Genomic DNA, 21,921 nt, shown 5'->3' with positions numbered 1-21,921 from the left:
CGGGGGCGCGGGGCTTTCTGCTGCGCCCTCTGCTGCGCCCTCTGCTGGGCCCTCTGCTGGGCCTTCTGCCGCGCCCGAGCCCGCCCGTCGCCCCGGTCGCGGCCGGACCTCACCCCAGCCGGTGGGCGCCGGAGGGGGTCAGCGCGAGGTCCACCGGCCGGTCGTGCGGCTCGGCCGGCACCCGCTCCAGCAGCTCGTGCTCGTACAGCAGCACCGCCAGCACCGGCCGCGCCCCGGCCCGCTCCAGCCGGGCCAGCACCCGGTCGTACGAGCCGCCGCCGCGCCCCAGCCGCAGCCCCCGCCGGTCCACCGCCAGCCCCGGCAGCAGCACCAGCCCGGCCCCGGTCACCGCCTCGGGGCCGAGCCGCCCGCCGACCGGCTCCAGCAGGCCGCGCCCGGCCGGGGCCAGCGCCGACGGCCCCGCGTACTCCGCCCAGTCCAGGTCGTTGTCGGCCAGCAGCACCGGGAGCAGCACCCGCAGCCCGCGCGCCCGCAGCGCGTCCAGCAGCGGGCGGGTGCCCGGCTCGGTGCCCACCGAGACGTACGCGGCCACCGTGGCCGCCGCTCCCGTCCCCGCCGTCCCCGCCGCCCCGGCCTCCCCGCCCGGAACGGCGGCGGCCGCCAGCGCGCCGGCGTGCCCGGCCAGCGCCTCGGCGGCCCGCTCCCGGTCCTCGGCCGGAAGTGCCCGCCGCTCGGACAGCAGCCGTGTCCTCAGCGCGCCCTTCTCGTTGTGCATGGGATGGTCCACCGTTCCTCCATCGCTCCGACCACGACCGCTCTGGACCCCTGACGCCTGTGCGACCGGGCCGCCCAGAGCCTGACACGCGGAAGGCAGCCCCCGATGTCCACCCCGCTGCTGGTCCAGGCCCTGGCCGTGCTGAGCGCCCCCGCGCTGGCCGGCGCCGCCGTCCTCGGCGTCCGGCTGCGGCGCGGCGCGGCCCGCGCGGCCCGGCGCGAGACCGGGCTGCGCGAGCGCCTCGCCGATTTGGAGGAGCGCTGCGCCGAACTGGAGCGCACCGCCTCCTGCGACCCGGTCACCGGCGTCTGGAACTACCGGCACCTCCAGCTCACCCTGGACCGGGAGATCGACCGGGCCCGCCGGGCCGAGCAGCACGAGCCGCAGGACGGGCCGCGCCCGCTGGCCGTGCTGCTGCTGGAGATCAACGGCTTCGACGCGGTGGTCGCCGAGCACGGCCGGGCCCGGGCCGGGACGGTGCTGCGCGACCTCGCTCAGCGGCTCGGCATGGAGATCCGCCGCTCCGACACCCTGGGCCGGTACAGCGGGGAGGAGTTCCTGGTGGTGCTGCCGGACACCGGGGCCGAGGGCGCGGCCCAGGTCGCCGACCGCCTGGTCTGGTCGGTCCGCCGCCACCTGCTGCTGGACTGGTCCTCCGGCGAGCGGGCGGACCGCCGCCCGCACGGCAACGGGCTCACCGCCGCGATCGGCCTGGCGGTGCTGCCGGAGGACGGCACCCACGCCGCCGTCCTGCTGCGGTCCGCCGACCGGGCGCTCGCCGCCGCCCGCGCGGACGGCGGCGACTGCTGGCGCCCGGTCGCCCCGGCGGCGCTTTCCGGAAACGTCCCGGCAACCGGGGCGACGGTCAATTCCCAGCAGTCGGACGGAGTCTTCGCAGCCGAACGTGACCGTTAGGAAAAGCCGGGTAATCTGTCGCCCTGTGTCGGAGGGGACCCCCTCACCCCGCCCGGCCGTCCCCCTTGCCTGCCATCGCGGCCGGGTCCGGCGACGTGCTGCCCAAGCATCGGTCAACTGCGCCCGGTCAGGCGAAATACGTGCCTTAGTAAGGTAAACGCATGACGACGACCAACTCCCGTATCCCGGTCACCAAGGCAGTGGTCCCCGCGGCCGGTCTGGGTACCCGATTCCTGCCGGCCACCAAGGCCACTCCGAAGGAGATGCTGCCCGTCGTCGACAAGCCGGCGATCCAGTACGTCGTCGAGGAGGCGGCCTCCGCGGGCCTGTCCGACATACTGATGGTCACCGGCCGCAACAAGCGCGCCCTCGAGGACCACTTCGACCGCGCCTACGAGCTGGAGGAGCTGCTCGCCCGCAAGGGCGACCAGGACCGCCTCCGCCGGGTCCGCGAGTCCGTCGAGCTCGCCAACATGCACTACGTCCGCCAGGGCGACCCCAAGGGCCTCGGCCACGCCGTCTCGGTCGCCGAGCAGCACGTCGCCGGCCAGCCCTTCGCCGTCCTCCTCGGGGACGACCTGATCGACCCGCGCGACCCGCTGCTGTCCCGGATGATCGAGGTCCAGCAGGAGCTCGGCGGCTCGGTCGTCGCGCTGATGGAGGTCGACGCCTCCCAGATCCACCTGTACGGCTGCGCCGCCGTCAAGCCGAGCACCTTCGGCGACGACGTCTTCCAGGTGACCGACCTGGTCGAGAAGCCGGAGACCGCCGAGGCGCCGTCGAACTACGCCGTCATCGGCCGGTACGTGCTCGACCCGTCCGTCTTCGACGTGCTGCGGGACACCCCGCCCGGCCGCGGCGGCGAGATCCAGCTCACCGACGCGCTTCGTGAACTGACCACCCGCCCCGCCGACACCGGCGGCCAGGTCCACGGCGTGCTCTTCAAGGGCCGCCGCTACGACACCGGCGACCGCTCGGACTACCTGCGCGCTATCGTCCGTCTCGCCTCGGAGCGCGAGGACCTCGGGCCGGAGTTCCGCACCTGGCTGCGCGAGTTCGTCGCCACCGAGCTGCAGGACTGACACACCGACAGAGAGCGAGCGCGCCCATGACCGGGTCCACGGAGAGCGGTACCACCCCCGCAGCCTGCTGCGACGACTCCGCGGACCCGGCCGCGGCCGCCCGCCCCGGTGCCCGTCCGGACGGTCTGTGGACCGTGGACGAGCACCTCGCGGACGTCCTGGCCGCCGTCGGCCCGCTCCCCGCCATCGAGCTGCAACTGCTCGACGCGCAGGGCTGCCGGCTGGCCGAGGACGTCGTCGCCGAGGGCGACCTGCCCCCCTTCGACAACAGCTCGATGGACGGCTACGCCCTGCGCACCCCCGACACCGTCGGCGCGAGCACCGCGTACCCCTCGGTGCTGACCGTGGTCGGCGACATCGCCGCCGGCGCCGGTGAACTCCCGGCCGTGGGCCCCGGCCAGGCCGCCCGGATCATGACCGGCGCGCCCGTCCCGCCCGGCGCCGGGGCCGTCGCCCCGGTCGAGTGGACCGACGGCGGCACCGGCACCGGCCGGCCCGCCGACGCGATGGCCGCCGCGGTCGAGGGCGAGGAGGTCCGGGTGCTGCGCCCGGTCGCCGAGGGCGCCCACATCCGCCGCCGCGGCAGCGACGTTGCCGCCGGCAGCCGGGTGCTGACCGCCGGCACCCGGCTCGGACCCGCCCAGCTCGGCCTGCTCGCCGCGATCGGCCGGGCCACCGCCACCGTCCGCCCGCGCCCCCGGGTCGTGGTGCTGTCCACCGGCAGCGAGCTGGTCCAGCCCGGCGAGCCGGTCGGACCCGGGCAGATCTCCGAGTCCAACAGCTTCACCCTCACCGCCGCGGCCCGTGACGCCGGCGCGATCGCCTACCGGGTCGGCGGCGTCCCCGACGACGCGGCCAGGCTGCGCGCCGTCCTGGAGGACCAGCTCGGCCGGGCCGACCTGATCGTCACCAGCGGCGGCGTCAGCGTCGGCGCGTACGACGTGGTCAAGGAGGTCTTCGCGGAGTACGGCGGGGTGGACTTCCGGCGGCTGCGGATGCAGCCCGGCAAGCCGCAGGGCTTCGGCCGGATCGGCCCCGGCCCCGGGGTGCCGCTGCTGGCCCTGCCCGGCAACCCGGTCAGCGCGTACATCTCCTTCGAGCTGTTCGTCCGCCCGGTGATCCGCGTGATGCTCGGCGCCGAGGACGTCCACCGCCCCGTGGTCCGGGCGCACTGCCCGGTGGCGCTGCGCTCGCCCGCCGGCCGCCGGCAGTTCCTCCGCGGCCGGTACACGGCCGCGGACGGCCTGGTGGAGCCGGTCGGCGGCGCGGAGTCGCACCTGGTCGGCGCGCTCGCCCGGGCGGACTGCCTGATCACCGTTCCCGAGGACGTCACCGAGCTGCCCGCGGGCAGCGAGGTCGACGTGGTGCTGCTCGGCGGCTGAGCACGGCCGAACTCCCTGTTGCGGCGGGGCCGTCCCACCGATGCGGCCCCTCCCGCGCCGGGACCGGGACGGGGGGTACGGTAGCGCGGTATTCGACCTGCGCGCCCCCTGGAGCCACCCGTGACCGCCTCACCCCCCGGCGACCGCCTCACCCATGTCGACGAGCAGGGCGCGGCCCGGATGGTCGACGTCTCCGCGAAGGACGTGACCGCCCGGACCGCCGTCGCGGCGGGCCGGGTCCGGGTCTCCCCGCGGGTGGTCGAGCTGCTGCGCGGCGAGGGAGTGCCCAAGGGCGACGCGCTGGCCGTGGCCAGGATCGCCGGGATCATGGGCGCCAAGCGGACGCCCGAGCTGATCCCGCTCTGCCACCCGATCGCGCTCTCCGGTGTGAAGGTCGAGCTGACCGTCGCCGACGACGCGGTGGAGATCACCGCGACCGTCAGGACCACCGACCGGACCGGGGTCGAGATGGAGGCGCTGACCGCCGTCGCGGTGGCCGGGCTCACCGTGATCGACATGGTCAAGGCCGTCGACAAGGGCGCCGCGGTTGAGTCCGTCCGGGTGCTGAGCAAGACCGGCGGCAAGAGCGGTGACTGGACCGCCCCGGAGGGGGAGGAATGAGAGCCCTCGCGGTCACCGTCTCCAACCGCGCCTCCGCCGGCGTCTACGCCGACCGGGGCGGCCCGTTGCTGGTCGAGGGCCTGCGGGCGATGGGCTTCGACGTGGACGGCCCCCGGGTCGTCCCGGACGGCGAACCGGTCGAGGCGGTGCTGCGGGAGGCCGTGGCGGCCGGCTACGACGTGGTGCTGACCACCGGCGGCACCGGCATCTCGCCGAACGACCTCACCCCCGAGATGACCGCCCGGGTGATCGACCGGGAGATTCCCGGCATCCCCGAGGCGATCCGGGCGTACGGCCGGGACACGGTGCCCACCGCCGCGCTCTCCCGGGGGCTGGCCGGCCTCGCCGGACGTACCCTGGTCGTCAATCTGCCGGGATCGACCGGCGGCGTCCGGGACGGCCTGGCCGTCCTGGCCCCGCTGCTCGCCCACGCCGTCGACCAGCTCGGTGGCGGGGACCACCCCCGGCCCGACACGGCAGCTTCCGGGAGCGCGCACTGAACGCCGGCTGGCCGGTGGAACTCCACGAGGGGGACGTCGTGCTGCGCCCGATCAGGGCCCGCGACCAGCGCGAGTGGCAGGAGGTCAGCCGCCGCAACCGGGACTGGCTGCGCCGCTGGGAGGCCACCGTGCCGCCCGGCCCGGCCGGTCTGGCGGCGGGCCCGCGCCCGACCTTCCGGCAGATGGTCCGCTATCTGCGCGCCGAGGCCTCGGCCGGCCGGATGCTGCCCTTCGTGGTGCTGTACCGCGGCCGGCTGGTGGGTCAGTTGACCGTCGGCGGAATCACCTGGGGGTCGATGTGCTCGGCCAATGTCGGGTACTGGATCGACGAGGCGGTGGCCGGGCGGGGCATCATGCCGACCGCCGTCGCGCTCTCGGTGGACCACTGTTTCCGCACTCTCGGCCTGCACCGGATCGAGGTGTGCATCCGGCCCGAGAACGCCCCGAGCCGGCGCGTGGTGGAAAAGCTCGGCTTCCGCTCGGAGGGAATGCGTCCGCGCTATCTGCACATCGACGGCGACTGGCGGGACCACCTGGTGTTCGCACTCGCCGCCGAGGAGGTCCCGGAGGGGATGCTCGAACGCTGGCGTTCCCTCAGCTCCGGCCGCCGACCACGTAATTGAATGTATGTTCGAATGAAATATCGATATGGCATCGGCGCGACGACGGACGGGCACAAATACCGGCAAAATAGTCGGAGAATCAGCTTGATCACACGACACGCCGTGCCAAATTGCTACCGGCCCCTCCTGCACGCCCGTACGGTGTGAATCGTGAGCAGTAGCGGCCTTATCTACGCCGTCATCGTAGGGGCCTGGGCCGCCTATCTGGTGCCGATGTGGCTCCGCAGGCAGGACGAGCTCAACGAGGCGCGCCCGACGGAACGCTTCAGCACCGCCATCCGCCTGCTGGCCGGGCGTTCGGCGCTGGAGCGGCGGGCGTCCCGGGCCCTGGGTGACGAACCGCGTGACGACGAGCAGAGCAATAACGGCCCCCCCGAGCGGGACGCGGCCGCCCCCGGCGACCCCGCGGACGCCCCGGACACCCCGGGTGCCCCGGACCTCCCCGACGACCGGACGGACGCGCCCGCGCCCGCCCGGCCGGTGGAACGCGACCGGGCCGAGCCGAGGCCGGCACCCCGAGGCGGCGGCCCCGAGCGCCGGGCCCGGCTGCTGGCGCGCCGGCGCCGGATGGTCACCGCGCTGTTCCTGGCCTTCGCGCTGGGAGCGGTGGTCGCGGCCGTGGCCGGTCTGGCCTTCCTGTGGGTCCCCGCGGTCCCGGCCGCGCTGCTGACCCTCTACATCGGGCACCTGCGGCGCCTGGAGCGCCAGCGGTACGCGGTGAAGCTGGACCGCAACCGCGCGGCCCAGGCCGCCGAGCGGCTGCGCAAGCGCGAGCAGCAGCGGGCCGAGGCGGGCCGTGCGGCCGCCGCCCCGGTGCCGGCCCCGGCGGCCGAGCCGGAGCCGCGGACGCCCGCCCCCGGGCGCGGACGCCCGCACCTTCGGCTCGCCACCGAGGCGGACGCCGCGCGGGCGGCCTCCGGGGGGAGTCCGGCGGCGGGCTCCGCGGTGAGCCCTGCCGGGGTCCCGGTCGGGGCCTCCTCCGCATCGGCCTCGGCCGTCGCGGAGGTCACCGAGCACGAGGAGTGGGTCGACGGCATGCGGGAGCGCGGTGCGGCCGGCCCGGACTCCTGGGAGCCGGTGCCCGTCCCGCTGCCGACGTACGTGACCGCGCCGGTGGCCCCCCGGGTCAACCGGGGGCTCGACCTGTCGGCGCCGGGCACCTGGACCGCCGGCCGCCCGGTCGAGTCCCGGAACACCCCGCTCTTCGACCAGTACGCCGAGCCGCCCGCCCAGGAGCCGCGGCCCCGCGCCGCGAACGAGTAGCGCGAGCGGTCCGCGACCGTCCGCGAAGAGGCCCCCGCCGCCGGGGGCCTCTTCGCGTTCCGCCTCCGTTCCGCCCCCGCCCCTCCCCCCGCTCCCGTCCTGCCGCAGGGGCGTCACCAGGAGGGTGGTCACGGACCACCTCGGAGAGGTGCTAAAGTTTCTTCTTGTTGGGGCTGTGGCGCAGTCCGGTAGCGCACCTCGTTCGCATCGAGGGGGTCAGGGGTTCGAATCCCCTCAGCTCCACCCAACGGAAGTCCCGCCCGATCGAAAGATCGGGCGGGACTTCTGCGTTGTGGGGGTGTGGTGTGGGGTGCGCCGGCCGACGGGGGGTCAGCCGGACTGCCGGGGCGGGGTTCCGGCGGGGTGTGAGGCGGATCACGCGCGAGCGGGCCGGGAAGCGGTGAGGGCCGGACCGGAGAGGTCTCCGGTCCGGCCCTCGGGGTCCGGGCGGGTCAGGACTGGCCGGAGCCCGCGTACGGGCCCGGCTGCGGGGCGCCGGACTGCGGCGGCACCGAGCCGTAGCGGGCCGGTCGGCGGCCGCGCGGGTGGCGGGTCAGGGTGTAGCCGGCGACGCCTGCCAGGGCGGCCAGCACGCCGCCGCCCAGGGTCCAGAACCAGCGGCTGTTCCAGCCGGAGAACCAGCCGGTGTACCAGTGGTCCTCGGGCTCCTCCGGGGCCGCCGCCTTCGCGGTCGCGGCGCCGCCGCCGACCGGCGGGACCAGAGGGGCCTTGAGCTCGCCGCCCTCCGGCTGGGCGTTGTCCTCGTCGCCCTTGGCGGTCACCCGCAGCTGCACCGCGGCGGCCAGGCCGAGGTCGGGCTGCGGGGCGTCGCCCACCGAGAGCCGGACGTAGTAGGTGCCGGGCAGCGGGTCGCCGGACCACGGCTCGGCCCAGGAGCGGACCTCGCGCAGGGTGCAGCTGAGCGCCAGCGAGCCGGCGGCCTGCTCGGCGGTCGCGTTCTGGGTGCCGTCGGTGCAGGACTGGCGGCGGCGCAGCCCGTCGAACACCTCGACGTTCCAGGTCTGCGGCCCGTGCCGGTCGGCGGACGGGGCCAGCGAGACCGTGAGGTCCACCTTGGCGGTCCGGCCCTCGGCGGCGCCGAAGGCCCAGTACAGGTAGTCGCCGGTGGAGACGTCCACCTTGGCGTCCTGGCCGGGCGCCAGGTTGACGGCGGTCAGGAAGGAGGTGCCGGCCTTGTTGGCCGGGGCCGGGGTGCCGCTCGCGCTCGGGGAGGGCGAGGCGGCCGTGGCGGCCGGGGCCGCGAGCAGCAGCGCCGGGAACACGGCCAGGGCGGCCGCGGCGGTGCGGAGGAAGGTCGTACGCATGGTCAGTTCTCCTGCCAGACAGCGATCCGCCAGCGCGCGATCCAGCCGAACAGCAGGCCGGTCAGCAGGCCGGCCAGGGTGAGCACCAGCAGCAGGATCCAGCCGCGGCCCAGACCCATCGCCGGGCCGTCCGGGGCGGGGGAGGCGGCGGTCAGGTCGACCGTCAGCTCCAGCGGCAGGCCGGGGTCGGCCGCCGCACCGGCCTGCGGGGCCAGCGAGTTGGAGACGACCAGGCAGACATTGGTCTCCGGCTTGCCGCTCGGCGAGGCGGAGGCGGTGGCGGAGGCCGTGGCGTAGCCCTTGGAGGCGGCGGCGGACCAGCGCAGGCCGGTGGAGACCACGTCGGTGCGGCTGCTGCCGGCGTCGGTGCCGCGGACCAGTTCCTGGCCGGTGGTGCTGGTGGCCTGGAGCAGGACGCCGTAGTCGCGGGCCACCGGGCGGTCCAGGGCGACGCTGACCGAGGCGCGCAGTTCCTGGCCGGCCTTGACCGGGACGCGGTAGACGCGGTGCTCGGAGAACTTCTCGCGGTCGCTGTAGACGCCCGGGGTGAGGACCGGCGCGGACTCGCACTTGTCGGTGCCGGCGGTCTTGACCGGGGCGACCGTGTAGGTGTCGTTGGAGCGGTCGACCAGCTGCTTCACCTTCTCGGTGAGCTGCTCCTGGGTGCGCACGTCGGTGTAGGTGCCGCCGGTGGCGTTGGCGATGCAGAGCAGCTGCTGGCGGGTCTTGTCGTCGTGGGCCAGGCCCAGGGTGTCGACCACCAGGTGGATGCCCTGGGAGGCGAGTTCGCGGGCGACGTCGCAGGGGTCGGGCGGGGTGCAGGTGTCCTCGCCGTCGGTGATCAGCACCACCCGGCGGGTGGTCTCGCCCTTGCCGAGGTCCTGGGCGGCGCCGCGCAGCGCCAGGCCGATCGGGGTGAAGCCGGTGGGCCGCAGGGTCGCGACCGCGGTCTTGGCCTCGGTCTTGTTGGTCTTCCCGACCGGGAAGAGCTGCTTGCTGTCCAGGCAGCCCTGGGCCTTGTCGGTGCCGGGGTAGTTGGCGCCCAGGGTGCGGATGCCGAACTCGGTCTCGGCGGGCAGGGCGTCGATGACGTCGCTCAGGGACTGCTGGGCCACCGAGATTCGGGTCTTGCCCTGGATGTCCGCCTCGCGCATCGAGCCGCTGACATCGAGTACGAGATCGACCCGCGGGGCCTCCTTGCCGGCTGGGTTGGCTGATGGTTCGTCGGCATGGGCGGGCAGGCCGCTGAGCAGCGCCCCGCCCGTTATCGCCAGGGCGGCCAGCAGGCTGCCGAGCCTGGCCTTCGGTCGTCGTCCGGTAGTCACCCGTCGATCCTAGGGACCATCAGTTCGCCGTGGCCAACGCGCGATGCGGCGGGACACACCGGGTGAACCGGGCGGAATACCCGCACAGTGCTCGTTAGGGTGGCGAAGGGGATGGGGGTGCCGCCCGTCCTCCCCGGTGGTCGTCCCGGCGGCGCCCGCAGCCCCGACTCCCAGGACGGTCCGTGGCGACACCCTCCGCCGTGACGAGAACCGCCGGCCGGCCCCGCCGTACGGTGCCGACCCGGCGCAACACCGAACTCGCGCTGGTCCTCGCCGCCGTGCTGACCGCCGTGCTCGGCTACGCGGAGGTGGGCCTCAACGTCGACGGCGCGGTGCCGGCCGACGCGGGCGAGTACGGGGGCGCGCTGGGGGTGCTCGCGCTGCTGGCGCACGGCGCGGTCCGCTGGCGGGCGCCGTACGCTGACCCGCTGCCGCTGCCGATCGCGGTGCTGCTGAACGGCGTCGGACTGGTCGTCATCTACCGGCTGGACCGGGCCACCCCGGGCAACGCGGCCCCCACCCAGCTGCTCTGGTCCTCCCTCGGGGTGGGGCTGTTCGTCCTGGTGCTGCTCCTGCTGCGGGACCACAAGCGGCTCCAGCGGTACGCGTACATCGGGGCGCTGGTGGCGCTGGTCCTGCTGGTGCTGCCGATCTTCTTCCCGCCGGTGTACGGATCGCGGATCTGGATCACCTTCGGGCCGTTCTCCTTCCAGCCGGGCGAGTTCGCCAAGGTCCTGCTGGCGGTCTTCTTCGCCGCCTACCTGGCGGTGCACCGGGACGCGCTGGCGCTCACCGGGCGGCGGGTGTGGCGGCTGCGGCTGCCGCCCGGGCGGGTGCTCGCGCCGGTGCTGGCGATCTGGGCGGCCTTCGTCGGGGTGCTGGTGCTGGAGACCGACCTCGGCACCTCGCTGCTGTTCTTCGGCCTCTTCGTGGTGATGCTCTACGTGGCCACCGCGCGGACCGGCTGGATCGCCATCGGGCTGTTCCTGGCGGCGGTCGCGGCGGTGGGAGTGGGCCGGCTCTCGCCGCACGTGCACAGCCGGGTCGCGGACTGGCTGGACCCGCTCGGCTCGATCGCCGCCGGGCACGGGGCCAACCAGATCGCCCAGTCGCTGTTCGCCTTCGCCTGGGGCGGCGAGCTGGGTGCCGGACTGGGCAGCGGGCACTCGGCGCTGATCGGCTTCGCCGCGAAGTCCGACTTCATCCTGGCCACCATCGGGGAGGAGCTGGGGCTGACCGGGCTGGTCGCGGTGTTCCTGCTGTACGCGCTGCTGGTGTCGCGCGGGTTCCGGACCGGGATCGCGCTGCGCGACCCGTTCGGGCGGCTGCTGGCGATCGGGCTGGCGGCGCTGGTCGGGCTGCAGGTCTTCGTGGTGGCGGGCGGGGTGCTGGCGCTGATCCCGCTGACCGGCATGACGCTGCCCTTCGTCGCCCAGGGCGGTTCCTCGGTGGTCACCAACTGGGTGATCGTCGCGCTGCTGGTGCGGATGAGCGACATCGCCCGGCGGCCCGGCCCGGGGGAGGGCCGGTGAAGGGGCTCGGACGCGGGCGGGGGAGCGGACGTCGCGGCGCCGCCGACGGGGGAGGGCCGCCGGGCGGCGGGCCGCAGGGGCTGCCGGGGATCTCGGTGACCGGGCGCCGGGCCGGCACCTTCTGTCTGCTGCTGACCGTGGCGCTGTGCGTCCAGGCCACCCGGGTGCAGGTGTTCCGGGCCGACGAGCTGAACCACAACAGCGCCAACCAGCGGCTCGTCGTCGAGCGCTACTCCCAGCCGCGCGGCAGCATCCGGGTGGGCGCCGACAGCGTCACCGGCTCCGAGCCCACCGGCGGGCGGTACGACTACAAGCGCACCTACACCGACGGGCCGCTGTACGCGGCGGTCACCGGCTACTCCTCGCAGACCTACGGCAACAGCCAGCTGGAGGGGACCGAGGACGCGCTGCTCTCCGGCACCGACAGCCGGCTGGCGAGCTGGGCGGTGTGGGACGCGGTGGCCCGGCGGCAGAACCCCGGCGGGGACGTCCGCACCACCGTCGACCGGGCCGTCCAGGAGGCGGCGGTGCGCGGGCTCGGCCGGCAGAAGGGCGCGGTCGCGGCGGTCGAGCCGGCCACCGGGCGGATCCTGGCGCTGGCCTCCACCCCCTCCTACGACCCGGGGAGCTTCGCCGGCACCTCCGCCGACGACCGGGAGGCCTGGAGCCGGCTGCAGAGCGACCCCGACCGCCCGATGCTCAACCGGGCGCTGCGGCAGACCTACCCGCCCGGCTCGACCTTCAAGGTGGTCACCGCGGCGGCGGCGCTGGAGAGCGGGGTGGTCACCGACGTCGACGCGCCGACCGACACCCCGAACCCCTACCTCCTGCCGGGCACCTCCGTGCCGCTGGTCAACGACTCGGCCGCCTGCGACGAGCCGAACCAGTCGCTGGCCACCGCGATGGCGCTCAGCTGCAACAGCGTGCTCGGCCGGCTCGGGGTCGAGGTCGGCCTGCGGCGGATGGCGGCGACGGCCGAGGGCTTCGGCTTCAACGAGGCCCGGCTGGACACCCCGGTGCGGGCGGCCAGGTCCAACTTCGACACCCGGATGGACGAGGCGCAGCTGGCGCTCTCCTCGATCGGCCAGTTCGACACCGCCGCCACCCCGCTGGTGATGGCGATGGTCGCGGCGGGCATCGCCAACAACGGCACCGTGATGCGTCCACAGCTTGTGGACAGTCTGACCGCCGCCGACGGCACGGTGGTGCACTCGGTGCGGCCGTCGGTGTACCGGCAGGCGGTCGGCCCGGGCACCGCCGGGCAGGTGCGGCGGCTGATGGTCGACGCGGTGGAGAACGGCACCGGTCGGGCCGCGCGGATCGACGGCGCGGTGGTCGGCGGCAAGACCGGCACCGCCCAGCACGGGGTGGACAACACCGGGACGCCGTACGCCTGGTTCATCGCCTGGGCGGCGCCGGCCGGCTCGGCCGCGGTGCCGCCGGTGGCGGTCGCCGTGGTGGTCGCGGACAGCGACGCGACCGAGGTGACGGGCGGGGGGCTGGCGGCGCCGGTCGCGCGTGCCGTGATGCAGGCGGTGCTGTCCCGGTGAGCTCCTTACCGACGGCGGTGACCTGCTGCTTTATCGGCTCGCCGGGAGATCCGCCGTTTGCGAAGTGTCCGGTTTGTACATGCCGATGCGACGGTTCGTACAATGCGCGCGCCGGGACTGTTCGTTTGCGACACTGGTGCTTTCGCGCGGTACTGTCCCATCTTTGTTCGGTTGGTCCCCGATGGCACCCTTCGGTGTGTTGCGCGACCGGCCACTAGGACACCCTCCCCCGCCTAGAAGGACACCCCCGCTTTGGCCCCCAACACGCTCGGCGCACGCCTCCTCAGGCGCAAGCCCGTCTCCACCCTGATCGCCGAGAGCGAGGGCCGTGAGGGCCCGCCCGCCGGGGCGCCCGAGGAGGGCGGCCGTTCCGGCATCCACCTGCGTCGCTCGATCGGGCTCTGGCAGCTGTCCGCGATCGGCATCGGCGCCACCATCGGCACCGGCATCTTCTTCGTGCTGAACAGCGCCGTGCCGTCAGCCGGCCCGGCCGTCATCCTCTCGTTCGTGATCGCGGCCGTCACCGCCGGGCTGACCGCGCTCTGCTACGCCGAGATGGCCTCCGCGATCCCGGTCAGCGGATCCTCCTACTCCTACGCCTACGCCACCCTCGGCGAGGGCGTGGCCTTCGGCGTCGGCATCTGCCTGCTGATGGAGTACGGCGTCTCGGCCTCCGCGATCGCGGTCAGCTGGGCCGAGTACCTGAACAAGTTCTTCGACCTGGCGTTCGGCTTCAAGATCCCCGAGGTGATCGCCGGCGCGCCCGACGCGACCCACTGGTTCAACCTGCCGGCGCTGCTGCTGGTCGCCATGGTCTGCTTCCTGCTGATCCGCGGCGTCAGCGAGTCGGTCAAGGTCAACACGGCCATGGTGGCCGTCAAGATCCTGATCCTGCTGCTGTTCATCGGGGTCGCCCTGACCGGCTTCCACTCCGGCAACCTGACCCCGTTCATGCCGCTGGGCATCGGCGGCGTCCAGGTCGCGGCCTCCAGCATCTTCTTCTCCTTCATCGGCCTGGACGCCGTGTCCACCGCCGGTGAGGAGGTCAAGAACCCCCGCCGCACCCTGCCGATGGCGATCATCATCTCGCTGGTGGTGGTCACCGTGCTGTACATCCTGGTGGCCCTGGCCGGCATCGGCGCCCAGCCGTGGCAGAAGTTCGACGGCCAGGAGGCCGGCCTCGCCCAGATCCTCCAGGACATCACCGGCCAGAGCTGGCCCGCCATCCTGTTCGCGATCGGCGCCATCGTCTCGATCTTCTCGATCACCCTGGTGGTCATCTACGGCCAGACCCGCATCCTGTACTCGATGGGCCGCGACGGCATGCTGCCCAAGCGCTTCGCCGAGCTCTCGCCGCGCACCGGCACCCCGGTCTGGAACACCATCGTGGTCGGCCTGGGCGTCGGCGTGCTCGCCGCCTTCGTCCCGCTGGCGCGGCTGGCCGACATCACCAGCCTGGGCACCCTGATCGCCTTCTCGGTGGTCTCGATCGGCGTGATCGTGCTGCGCCGCACCCAGCCGGACCTGCCGCGCGGCTTCCGGGTCCCGGGCTACCCGGTCGTCCCGCTGGCCAGCATCGGCTTCTGCGTCTACCTGATCACCGGGCTGCACGCCGACACCTTCAAGGCGGGTGGGGCCGCCCTGGTGGTCGCGGTGGCCGTGTACTTCGGTTACAGCATCAAGCACTCCAAGCTGGAGCGGGCCGGGGAGCGGGCGGACGCCGGCTCCAAGGTCGGCTGAGCGGCGACATGACACGGACGGGGCCGCCCGGGGGAACAGCCCTCCCCGGGCGGCCCCGTCCGTGTCCGCACGGGCGTTCCCGCTGCTGTTCCCGGCCGTTCGCCCGCCGGTGTCCCGGCCGCTGTCCCGGTGGGAGTCCGAGGCCGTGGCGCCGGACACTCGTGTCCTCCGCATGGCGACAGGGCACCACCCCCGGCCCTAACCTTCCACCATGGTGAGCACCCGCACGCCCGGCTTCTCCCGCCCGCGCGGCCGCTCCACCGGCCGGAGCGCGACGCCGACGGCGCCCGTTCCGGCCGTGCCCCCGACCGGATCCGGACGACCGCCCGGCGACCGGGGCCACCGGCCGTTCCCCCGCCAGCGTGGTGAGGAGGGCCCGTCCTCCCCGCCCGATCGGCTGAATCCGGCCCGGCTCGCCGGGCACCGGGGCGTCCAGCTGCTCGGCTGCCTGGTCGCGGCCGGCTGGGCGGCCGGATTCCCGATCGTCTCCGACCTCCCCAACCAGCGGCTGTGGGGGACCCTCGCGGCCCCCGCCTACCTGCTCGCCGGAGTGTTCTGCCTGCTCCTCCCGCGCCGGATCGCGGCCCGCGCCGGGGCCGCGGCGGCCCTGCTCGGCGCCGTCCTGGTGCCGCTGGTGGTCCTCGTGCTGCAGGGGCGCCACCAGTCCGAGGTGATGGTGGTCGAGCGTTCCGCGCGGTTGCTCTTCAGCACCGGCAGCCCGTACCTGCCGGATCCGGTGGTGGTCACCGACTACAACCCCTACCTGCCGGCGATGTCGCTGTTCGGTGTGCCGCGGGCGCTGTTCGGCGACGGCAACGCGCTCGCCCGGCTGGCCGGGGACGCCCGGATCTGGTTCGCGCTGGCCTTCGTCGCCTGTCTGCTGGCGAGCTGGCGGCTGTTGCGGCCGAGCCGGGACTGCGCCCCGCTGCTGCCGCTGACCGTGCTCACCGCCTCGCCGCTGGTCGCGCTGGCGCTGGTGGGCGGCGGGGTCGACCTGCCGTTGATCGGCCTCTGCTGTCTGGCGATGGCGCTGGCCGAGCGGGACCGGACGGTCGCCGCCGGACTGGTCCTGGCCCTGGCCGGGACGCTGAAGTGGACGGTCTGGCCGGCGCTGCCGGTGGCCGTCCTGCTGCTCTGGCGGCTCTACGGCCGGCGCCCGGCCGCCCGGGCCGGGCTGGCCGCGCTCGGCGCGGCGTCCGCCGTGATGGTGCCCTACGTGCTGACCCGGGCCGAGGAGCTGCGCGACCAGGTGGTGCGCTTCCCGCTCGGGCTGACCGCGATCCAGACGCCGGCCGGCAGTCCGCTGCCCGGCAAGGTGCTGGCCGGCTTCGGGCCCACCGGGCACACCGCCTCGCTGGTGCTGCTGACCGTGGGCGGGCTCGGGGTGACGATCTGGCTGCTGGCCCGGCCGCCGGTCTCCGCGATCGCCGCCGCCGACCTGCTGGCCACCGGGCTGGCGATCGCCTTCATGCTGGCTCCGGCCGGGCGGTTCGGGTACCTGGCGCTGCCGGCGGTGCTGGTGATCTGGCCCCGGCTGGCGGCGCGGCGGTGGAGCGGTGCCCGGCCGCCGGTCCGGCCGGCCGCCTGCCTGCTGAACCAGGCCGGGCCCGCCCTACCGGTGCGGTAGGACGGGCCCGGTCGGGGGTCGTCGGGGTCAGCGGTTGCCGGCCGCCTTGATGATCGAGGCGACGGCGGGGCCGGCCGCGTCCACGCCGTGGCCGCCGCCCTCGACCTCGGAGGCGACCGCGAGGTTGCCCCGGTAGGCGGTGAACCAGCTGTTGGTGGTGGCGATGCCGGTGGCCTCGGCCGAGCCGGTCTTGGCGCCCGCGTTGTCGGAGATCCCGGCCATCACGTCCTTGGCGGTGCCGCCGACGGCGGTGGCGGCCATCATCTGGCGCAGCTTGCCGGCGACGTCGGGGCCGAGGTCACGGGGGGCCTTCTGCTGCGGCAGCTCGGCGACCAGGATCGGCTGCTTGAAGGAGCCGCTCTGCACGGTGGCCGTGATCGAGGCGATGGCCAGCGGGTTCATCTGGACCTTGCCCTGGCCGATCGACTGCATGGCCTGCTCGTCCTTGTTGGTGCCGGCGTCCGGCACCACCGCGTCGAAGCTGGGCAGACCGGTCTGCCAGTTCAGGCCGATGCCGTACACGTCCTTGGCCGTGGTGGTCAGCGCGCCCGGCTTGAGGCTGGCCAGGCCCTGGTCGATGAAGGCCGTGTTGCAGGAGATCATGAAGTCCTGCTGCAGGGTGTTGTTCGGGTACGCGTCGGGGAACGAGTTCGGGATCTTCTTCGGGTTGCTGCTCAGGGTCGGGCAGGCCACCGGGGTGTCCGGGTTGACCCCGGCCTCCAGCAGGGCGGTGGAGGTGAGGATCTTCAGCGTGGAGCCCGGGGCGAGCTGGCCCTGGAAGGCCCGGTTCAGACCGGTGACCGGCGCGTTGGCGAAGGCCAGCACCTGGCCGGTGCTCGGCTCGATGGCGACGATCGAGCCCTTCTTGCCGCCCAGGTCGGTCATCGCCTTCTCGGCGGCGGCCTGGAGGGTGTTGTCGATGGTGAGCTTGAACGGCTTCGGGGGCTTCGGGTCGACGATGGTGAACAGCCGGTCGGGCACGCTGTTCTGGTCGGCCGCGTTGGTGATCACCACGCCGGTGCCGTTGTCGCTCTGGTCCTTGTTCTGGTCCGCGAGCAGCTTGGCGACCTTGGCCTGCAGGGTCGGGATCAGCGGGGTGATCGAGGCGCCGGTCAGCGGCTTGTTGTTGCGGTCCACCACGTTGCCGGCGATCGGGGGCAGCGGCTGCACGCCGATCGTCTCGCCCGGGGCCAGGTGCGGGTGGATCACCGAGGGCGCCCAGTGCACGGCCGGGGTGTTGTCGCTCATCTTCACGACGCTCAGGAAGCCGCTGTAGTCCCAGACCCGGTTGGTGCCCTCGAACTCGGCGCGGGCCTTGAAGCCCATCAGCACCCCGGTCGGGGCGGCCGGGGTGGCCGGGGCGGTGGCCGACGGCGAGTCGGTGGCGCCGGGGGTCGGCGCGCCCGAGGCGGTGGCCGGGGGCTTGGGGGCGGCGCTCGGGGAACCGGTGGCCGCGGCGAAGGCCGCCGGGGTGGCCGGGCCGGCCGGGGCCAGGGTGAGCCCGCTCGGCTTCACCTGGTCCCGGAACGCCGTCAGCGCGGTGGTCGCGCCCGCCGGGTCGTCGGTCAGCGAGGCCGCCTTGGCGAGGTCGCCGGCCGCCCACGCGTCCAGGAAGTCCTTGGTGCCGGCTGCCGCCTGCTCGGCGCTCGGGGGCTCGGCGACCACCGTGCGCGCCTTCTTGGCGGCCGGGGCGTCCTTGTCGTCGGAGCCGCCGACGAGGCTGTACGCCCCGTAGCCGCCCGCGGCGAGCACGGCGACGGCCACGCCGGTGATCAGGCCGGTCTTCGCGCCATTGCGCATGGTGATGTTCCCCCAAGGGTCAGGCGGTCGGGCCGCAGCCGGACGAGGCCGGATGCGCGTTCGGAGTCCAGCCTAGGCAGCCGGACTCCGTGCCCCGGCGAATCGGCGGCGTCTTGTGACGGATCTGGTACGTGTCACGCACCACTTCGGTACGCTTCGCCGCCCGGCACCGCCCCCGGCGCGCCCCCCGCCGTCAGATCCAGGTGTTGAACCACATCCGCTTGCGCCAGTCCCCCATCGGGATCGTCTCGCCCGTGTACAGGGGGTGGAAGAAGAGGAAATTCCACATGATCAGCAGGACCACCAGGCCCGCCGCCGCCCCGCCGATGATCCGCCGGTCCCGGGAGGCCCCGACCGGTCCGACCAGCGCGCCCAGCAGCATGGTCACCGCGAGCACCAGGAAGGGCACGAAGCAGACCGCGTAGAACAGGAAGATCGTCCGCTGCTGGTAGGCGAACCAGGGCAGGTAGCCGGCGGCCAGGCCGCAGAGCACCGCGCCGGCCCGCCAGTCGCGCCGGGCCGCCCACCGCCACAGGCAGTAGACCAGGGCGATCACACCGGTCCACCAGAGCAGCGGGGTGCCGATCCCGAGCACCTCGCGGGCGCACTCGCTCACCGTGCAGCCGGCCGTGCCCTGCTTCGGCGACTCGTAGAAGAACGACACCGGCCGGCCCAGTACCAGCCAGCTCCAGGGGTTCGACTGGTAGGTGTGCGGGTCGCTCAGATGGGTGTGGAAGTCGTAGACCGTCGAGTGGTAGTGCCAGAGCGCGCGCAGGCCCTCCGGGATCCACGGGAAGTCGGTGGAGCGGCCGACCGCCCAGTCCCGGCCGTAGCCGCCCTGGTTCGGCACCGTGCTGCTGGCGAACCAGCCCCACCAGGAGGCGATGTAGACGGCCACCGGGACCACCACGAGCGAGACGAAGGCCGGCACCGCGTCCCGGACCAGGGTCCACCGGTAGGGGTGGTCGGCCCCGGCCAGCCGGCGCGAGCCCGCGTCCCACAGCACCGTCAGCAGGCCGAAGGCGGCCGCCACGTACAGGCCGCTCCACTTGGTCGCGCAGGTCAGACCGACGCAGACACCGGCCGCGATGCGGTACGGGCGCCAGCCCAGGTTGAGCCGGTGGGCGATCCCCGCGTCCGGGCCGCCGTCGCCGAGGGCGGTCAGCCGGGCCGCGATCCGGGCCCGGGTGCGGTCGCGGTCCAGCAGCAGGAAGCCGAAGGCGGCGACGATCCAGAACATCACCACCAGGTCCAGCAGCGCGGACCGGCTCATCACGAAGTGCAGGCCGTCCACGGCGAGCAGCAGGCCCGCCACGCAGCCCAGCAGGGTCGAGCGGAACAGCCGGCGGGCGATCCTCGCCAGCATCAGCACCGACAGGGTGCCGAGCAGCGCCACCGCGAACCGCCAGCCGAAGGGGTTCATCCCGAACAGCTGCTCACCGGCGCCGATGATCCACTTGCCGACCGGCGGGTGCACCACGTACGAGGGGTTCGACCGGTACGGGACCGGGCCGCCGGCCATGATCTGCTCGTTGGCGCCGTCCGGCCAGCTGATCTCGTAGCCGCCGTGCCAGAGCGCGTAGGCGTCCTTGGCGTAGTACGTCTCGTCGAAGACGATCGCGTTCGGCGAGCCGAGGTCGGTGAACCGCAGCACCCCGGCGAACAGCGTCACCGCGAGCGGGCCGAGCCAGCCGGCCCAGCGGCAGAGCCAGGACCACAGCGGCGCCGGCAGGGCGAGGCCGAGTCGGAGCAGCAGCGGGGACGGCGGCACCCGCTCCGGGGTGACGCCCGGGCCGTCAGGCATCGGCGGGACCAGGCGCTCGGCCGTGGTCGCGGCGGGCGCCGGGGCGTAGCCGAACCGGGCCAGGCCGCGCAGCCAGGCGGGGCGCGGCGGGGGCGGGGCGGGTATGGAGCCGTCCGGGACGTCCGGGGCCGGGCCGCCCGGTTCGTCCGGACCGCCGTCGGCGGCGTCGCCGGCCGGGTCGCGCGGGCCCGGCAGGGCGGGCGACGGCTGGTCCGCCAGGACCGGCCCGCCGACGCCACCCCGCGCGGTGAGGTCTGTACCAGTGGGCGTCTGCGCCGCCGTGTCGCCGTTCATCCGCCACATGGTAGGGGTGCGTCATGACGGTGGGACCGCTCCCTCCGAAGCTGCCCGAAACGTCACCAAAAGCACCCGGCGGCCGGTTGCTGGAAGGATGGGGTCCGTGACAGGAGTACTCGTACTTGCAGGAACCCCCATCGGCGACGTCGCGGACGCCCCGCCCAGGCTGCTCACCGAGCTCGCCGCGGCGGACGTCATCGCGGCCGAGGACACCCGGCGGCTGCGCCGGCTCACCCAGGCACTCGGGGTGACCCCGGCCGGGCGGGTCGTCTCCTACTTCGAGGGCAACGAGGTCGGGCGCACCCCCGAGCTCGTCGAGGCGCTGCTCGGCGGGGCCCGCGTCCTGCTGGTCACCGACGCCGGGATGCCCTCCGTCTCCGACCCCGGCTACCGGCTGGTGGCCGCCGCGGTGGCCGCCGACCTCAAGGTGACCGCGGTGCCGGGGCCGTCCGCGGTGCTCACCGCGCTGGCGCTGTCCGGGCTGCCGGTCGACCGGTTCACCTTCGAGGGCTTCCTGCCGCGCAAGACCGGCGACCGGGCCCGGCAGCTGGCCTCGATCGCCACCGAGCCGCGCACCATGGTCTTCTTCGAGGCCCCGCACCGGATCGCGGAGGCGCTCGCCGCGATGGCGGAGGCGTTCGGCCCCGAGCGACCCGCCGCCGTCTGCCGGGAGCTGACCAAGACCTACGAGGAGGTCAAGCGCGGGCCGCTCGGCGACCTGGCCGCGTGGGCGGCCGAGGGGGTCAGGGGCGAGATCACGGTGGTCGTGGCGGGCGCGCCGCCGGCCGCGCCGAAGGAGCTGGGCCCGGCCGAGCTGGCCCGGCTGGTGGCCGTGCGGGAGGAGGCCGGGGAGCGGCGCAAGGAGGCGATCGCTGCGATCGCGGCCGAACTCTCGCTTCCCAAGCGCGAGGTGTTCGACGCGGTGGTGGCGGCCAAGAACGCCGCCGCGGGCGGGGCCGGCTGAGCGGACGGCCGGGTGGCGGTCGGGGCGGTGGCGGGCAATCCGGTCGGGAACGGTCGACGAACGGCCGGGGAACGGTCGGAAAGCGCTTCGGAAGGCGCCTGAGCTGCGAGTACACACGGTTCGTGGGCGAGGTGCCGCCGGGCGCGCGGGCGCGTACCTTGGAGAGAAGGCCCCGGGTAAACGCCCGCCGAGCTGAAGCTTCGGTCGAGGTTTTCGGACAGGACCCACCCTTTCGTATAGGGCTTCCCAACCCCCCTCCAAGTCTTCACAAGACGGGCATCGGCCGGGGCGTTCCGGGCATTTGCTGGGATGGAAAGACCCAGCCGGGCGAGCGCCCGGCGGGCGCTGGGAGACGGCTATGAGCGAGACGATCGGTAGCCCCCGCGGTGGCAACGCCCTGAGCGACCCCGGCCCGAGCAGCGCCGGCCCGAGCGGCCGGGCGCACACCCCCGTCGAGACCGTCCGGGAGGCCTACTCCTTCGTGTGCCTGAGCTGCGGGTACGGCTGGGAGCAGGCGTACGACATCGAGCACCACGTGGCCCGGGACGGGCGCGTCGTGTTCGAGTACCACGCCAACGGAGTCCGGGTGCCGTCGCCGCTGCTCAAGCCGGCCTGCCCGGGCTGCGGCGGCCACACCGTCCGGATCATGCGCGAGGGCCGGGTGGCCGGGCAGGACCAGCCGTGGCAGCACGCCCCCGGGTACTCCTCGCACGCGGAGCCGGCCGTCCCGGCCGACGCGGCGCGGCCGGTGCGGACCGCCCCCTCGGGCGGGCGCTGGGCGCGCTTCTGGGCGCGGATGCGGGGCTGACGGTGGTAGCGGCGGTCGGGCCCGTAC

Annotated in this window: 18 protein-coding genes and 1 tRNA gene; 14 read left to right on the top strand and 5 right to left on the bottom strand. The window is 74.4% G+C overall.

The window, feature by feature from the left end; translation table 11 throughout:
- Positions 1–109: 109 nt before the first annotated feature.
- A complete protein-coding gene (locus IF01_RS0112860) occupies positions 110–736 on the bottom strand; it encodes a 5-formyltetrahydrofolate cyclo-ligase (RefSeq protein WP_030393488.1) in 627 nt (208 codons plus the stop codon).
- A 105-nt stretch (positions 737–841) separates the two neighbouring features.
- Between IF01_RS0112860 and IF01_RS0112855 the strand changes: the two genes are divergently transcribed.
- The 8 genes from IF01_RS0112855 to IF01_RS0112820 all read left to right on the top strand — a co-directional run bounded on the left by IF01_RS0112855 (position 842) and on the right by IF01_RS0112820 (position 7,365).
- A complete protein-coding gene (locus IF01_RS0112855; protein WP_051755271.1) occupies positions 842–1,651 on the top strand; it encodes a GGDEF domain-containing protein in 810 nt (269 codons plus the stop codon).
- Positions 1,652–1,812: 161 nt separating this feature from the next.
- Positions 1,813–2,733, top strand: a complete 921-nt coding sequence (galU, locus tag IF01_RS0112850; RefSeq protein ID WP_030393486.1) for a UTP--glucose-1-phosphate uridylyltransferase GalU — start codon at positions 1,813–1,815, stop codon at positions 2,731–2,733.
- Between the two features lie 26 nt (positions 2,734–2,759).
- Positions 2,760–4,115: a molybdotransferase-like divisome protein Glp gene (glp, locus tag IF01_RS0112845; RefSeq protein ID WP_030393485.1), complete on the top strand. Its 1,356-nt coding sequence runs from the start codon at positions 2,760–2,762 to the stop codon at positions 4,113–4,115.
- A gap of 120 nt (positions 4,116–4,235) precedes the next feature.
- Entirely contained in the window at positions 4,236–4,736 is a 501-nt protein-coding gene (gene moaC / locus IF01_RS0112840; protein WP_030393484.1) for a cyclic pyranopterin monophosphate synthase MoaC, read from the top strand.
- Positions 4,733–5,236 carry a MogA/MoaB family molybdenum cofactor biosynthesis protein gene (locus tag IF01_RS0112835; protein ID WP_030393483.1) on the top strand — a complete coding sequence of 168 codons (504 nt, stop codon included), beginning with the start codon at positions 4,733–4,735 and terminating at the stop codon, positions 5,234–5,236. The genes moaC and IF01_RS0112835 overlap by 4 nt, the downstream gene beginning before the upstream one ends.
- Before the next feature lie 14 nt (positions 5,237–5,250).
- Positions 5,251–5,859, top strand: coding sequence for a GNAT family N-acetyltransferase (locus IF01_RS0112830; RefSeq protein ID WP_030393482.1), 609 nt, complete (start codon positions 5,251–5,253; stop codon positions 5,857–5,859).
- A gap of 150 nt (positions 5,860–6,009) precedes the next feature.
- Positions 6,010–7,122 (top strand): divisome protein SepX/GlpR, encoded by a 1,113-nt coding sequence (gene sepX, locus IF01_RS0112825; RefSeq protein WP_030393481.1) that lies wholly within the window; start codon positions 6,010–6,012, stop codon positions 7,120–7,122.
- A 169-nt stretch (positions 7,123–7,291) separates the two neighbouring features.
- Positions 7,292–7,365: transfer RNA gene (locus tag IF01_RS0112820), tRNA-Ala, on the top strand.
- Between the two features lie 209 nt (positions 7,366–7,574).
- Here IF01_RS0112820 and IF01_RS0112815 read toward each other — a convergent pair.
- Positions 7,575–8,447 (bottom strand): hypothetical protein, encoded by an 873-nt coding sequence (locus IF01_RS0112815; RefSeq protein WP_051755269.1) that lies wholly within the window; start codon positions 8,445–8,447, stop codon positions 7,575–7,577.
- Positions 8,448–8,449: 2 nt separating this feature from the next.
- On the bottom strand, positions 8,450–9,772 hold the full coding sequence (locus tag IF01_RS0112810) for a VWA domain-containing protein (protein WP_030393479.1): 1,323 nt from the start codon (positions 9,770–9,772) through the stop codon (positions 8,450–8,452).
- Positions 9,773–9,972: 200 nt separating this feature from the next.
- On the opposite strand from IF01_RS0112810, the gene IF01_RS0112805 reads away from it, so the two are divergent.
- From IF01_RS0112805 to IF01_RS0112790, 4 genes are all read left to right on the top strand, one after another.
- Positions 9,973–11,304 (top strand): FtsW/RodA/SpoVE family cell cycle protein, encoded by a 1,332-nt coding sequence (locus IF01_RS0112805; protein WP_037779750.1) that lies wholly within the window; start codon positions 9,973–9,975, stop codon positions 11,302–11,304.
- Positions 11,305–11,399: 95 nt separating this feature from the next.
- Positions 11,400–12,854: a penicillin-binding transpeptidase domain-containing protein gene (locus tag IF01_RS0112800; RefSeq protein WP_369826060.1), complete on the top strand. Its 1,455-nt coding sequence runs from the start codon at positions 11,400–11,402 to the stop codon at positions 12,852–12,854.
- 252 nt (positions 12,855–13,106) lie between these two features.
- Positions 13,107–14,594, top strand: a complete 1,488-nt coding sequence (locus IF01_RS0112795; RefSeq protein ID WP_051755268.1) for an amino acid permease — start codon at positions 13,107–13,109, stop codon at positions 14,592–14,594.
- 211 nt (positions 14,595–14,805) lie between these two features.
- On the top strand, positions 14,806–16,221 hold the full coding sequence (locus IF01_RS0112790) for a glycosyltransferase 87 family protein (RefSeq protein ID WP_051755265.1): 1,416 nt from the start codon (positions 14,806–14,808) through the stop codon (positions 16,219–16,221).
- A gap of 27 nt (positions 16,222–16,248) precedes the next feature.
- Here IF01_RS0112790 and IF01_RS0112785 read toward each other — a convergent pair whose 3' ends face one another.
- A complete protein-coding gene (locus tag IF01_RS0112785; RefSeq protein ID WP_051740389.1) occupies positions 16,249–18,021 on the bottom strand; it encodes a penicillin-binding transpeptidase domain-containing protein in 1,773 nt (590 codons plus the stop codon).
- A gap of 193 nt (positions 18,022–18,214) precedes the next feature.
- Positions 18,215–20,119 carry a dolichyl-phosphate-mannose--protein mannosyltransferase gene (locus tag IF01_RS0112780; RefSeq protein WP_078879937.1) on the bottom strand — a complete coding sequence of 635 codons (1,905 nt, stop codon included), beginning with the start codon at positions 20,117–20,119 and terminating at the stop codon, positions 18,215–18,217.
- Between the two features lie 97 nt (positions 20,120–20,216).
- Between IF01_RS0112780 and rsmI the strand changes: the two genes are divergently transcribed.
- Entirely contained in the window at positions 20,217–21,086 is an 870-nt protein-coding gene (gene rsmI / locus IF01_RS0112775) for a 16S rRNA (cytidine(1402)-2'-O)-methyltransferase (protein ID WP_078879911.1), read from the top strand.
- A 358-nt stretch (positions 21,087–21,444) separates the two neighbouring features.
- Entirely contained in the window at positions 21,445–21,894 is a 450-nt protein-coding gene (locus IF01_RS0112770; RefSeq protein WP_030393471.1) for a hypothetical protein, read from the top strand.
- The last annotated feature ends 27 nt before the right edge of the window (positions 21,895–21,921 follow it).

The sequence above is a fragment of the Kitasatospora purpeofusca genome, from assembly GCF_000718025.1.
GTDB lineage: Bacteria > Actinomycetota > Actinomycetes > Streptomycetales > Streptomycetaceae > Kitasatospora > Kitasatospora purpeofusca.
Note: the sequence above shows the minus strand (reverse complement) of the source record. Positions and strands in the feature narration are given on the sequence as shown.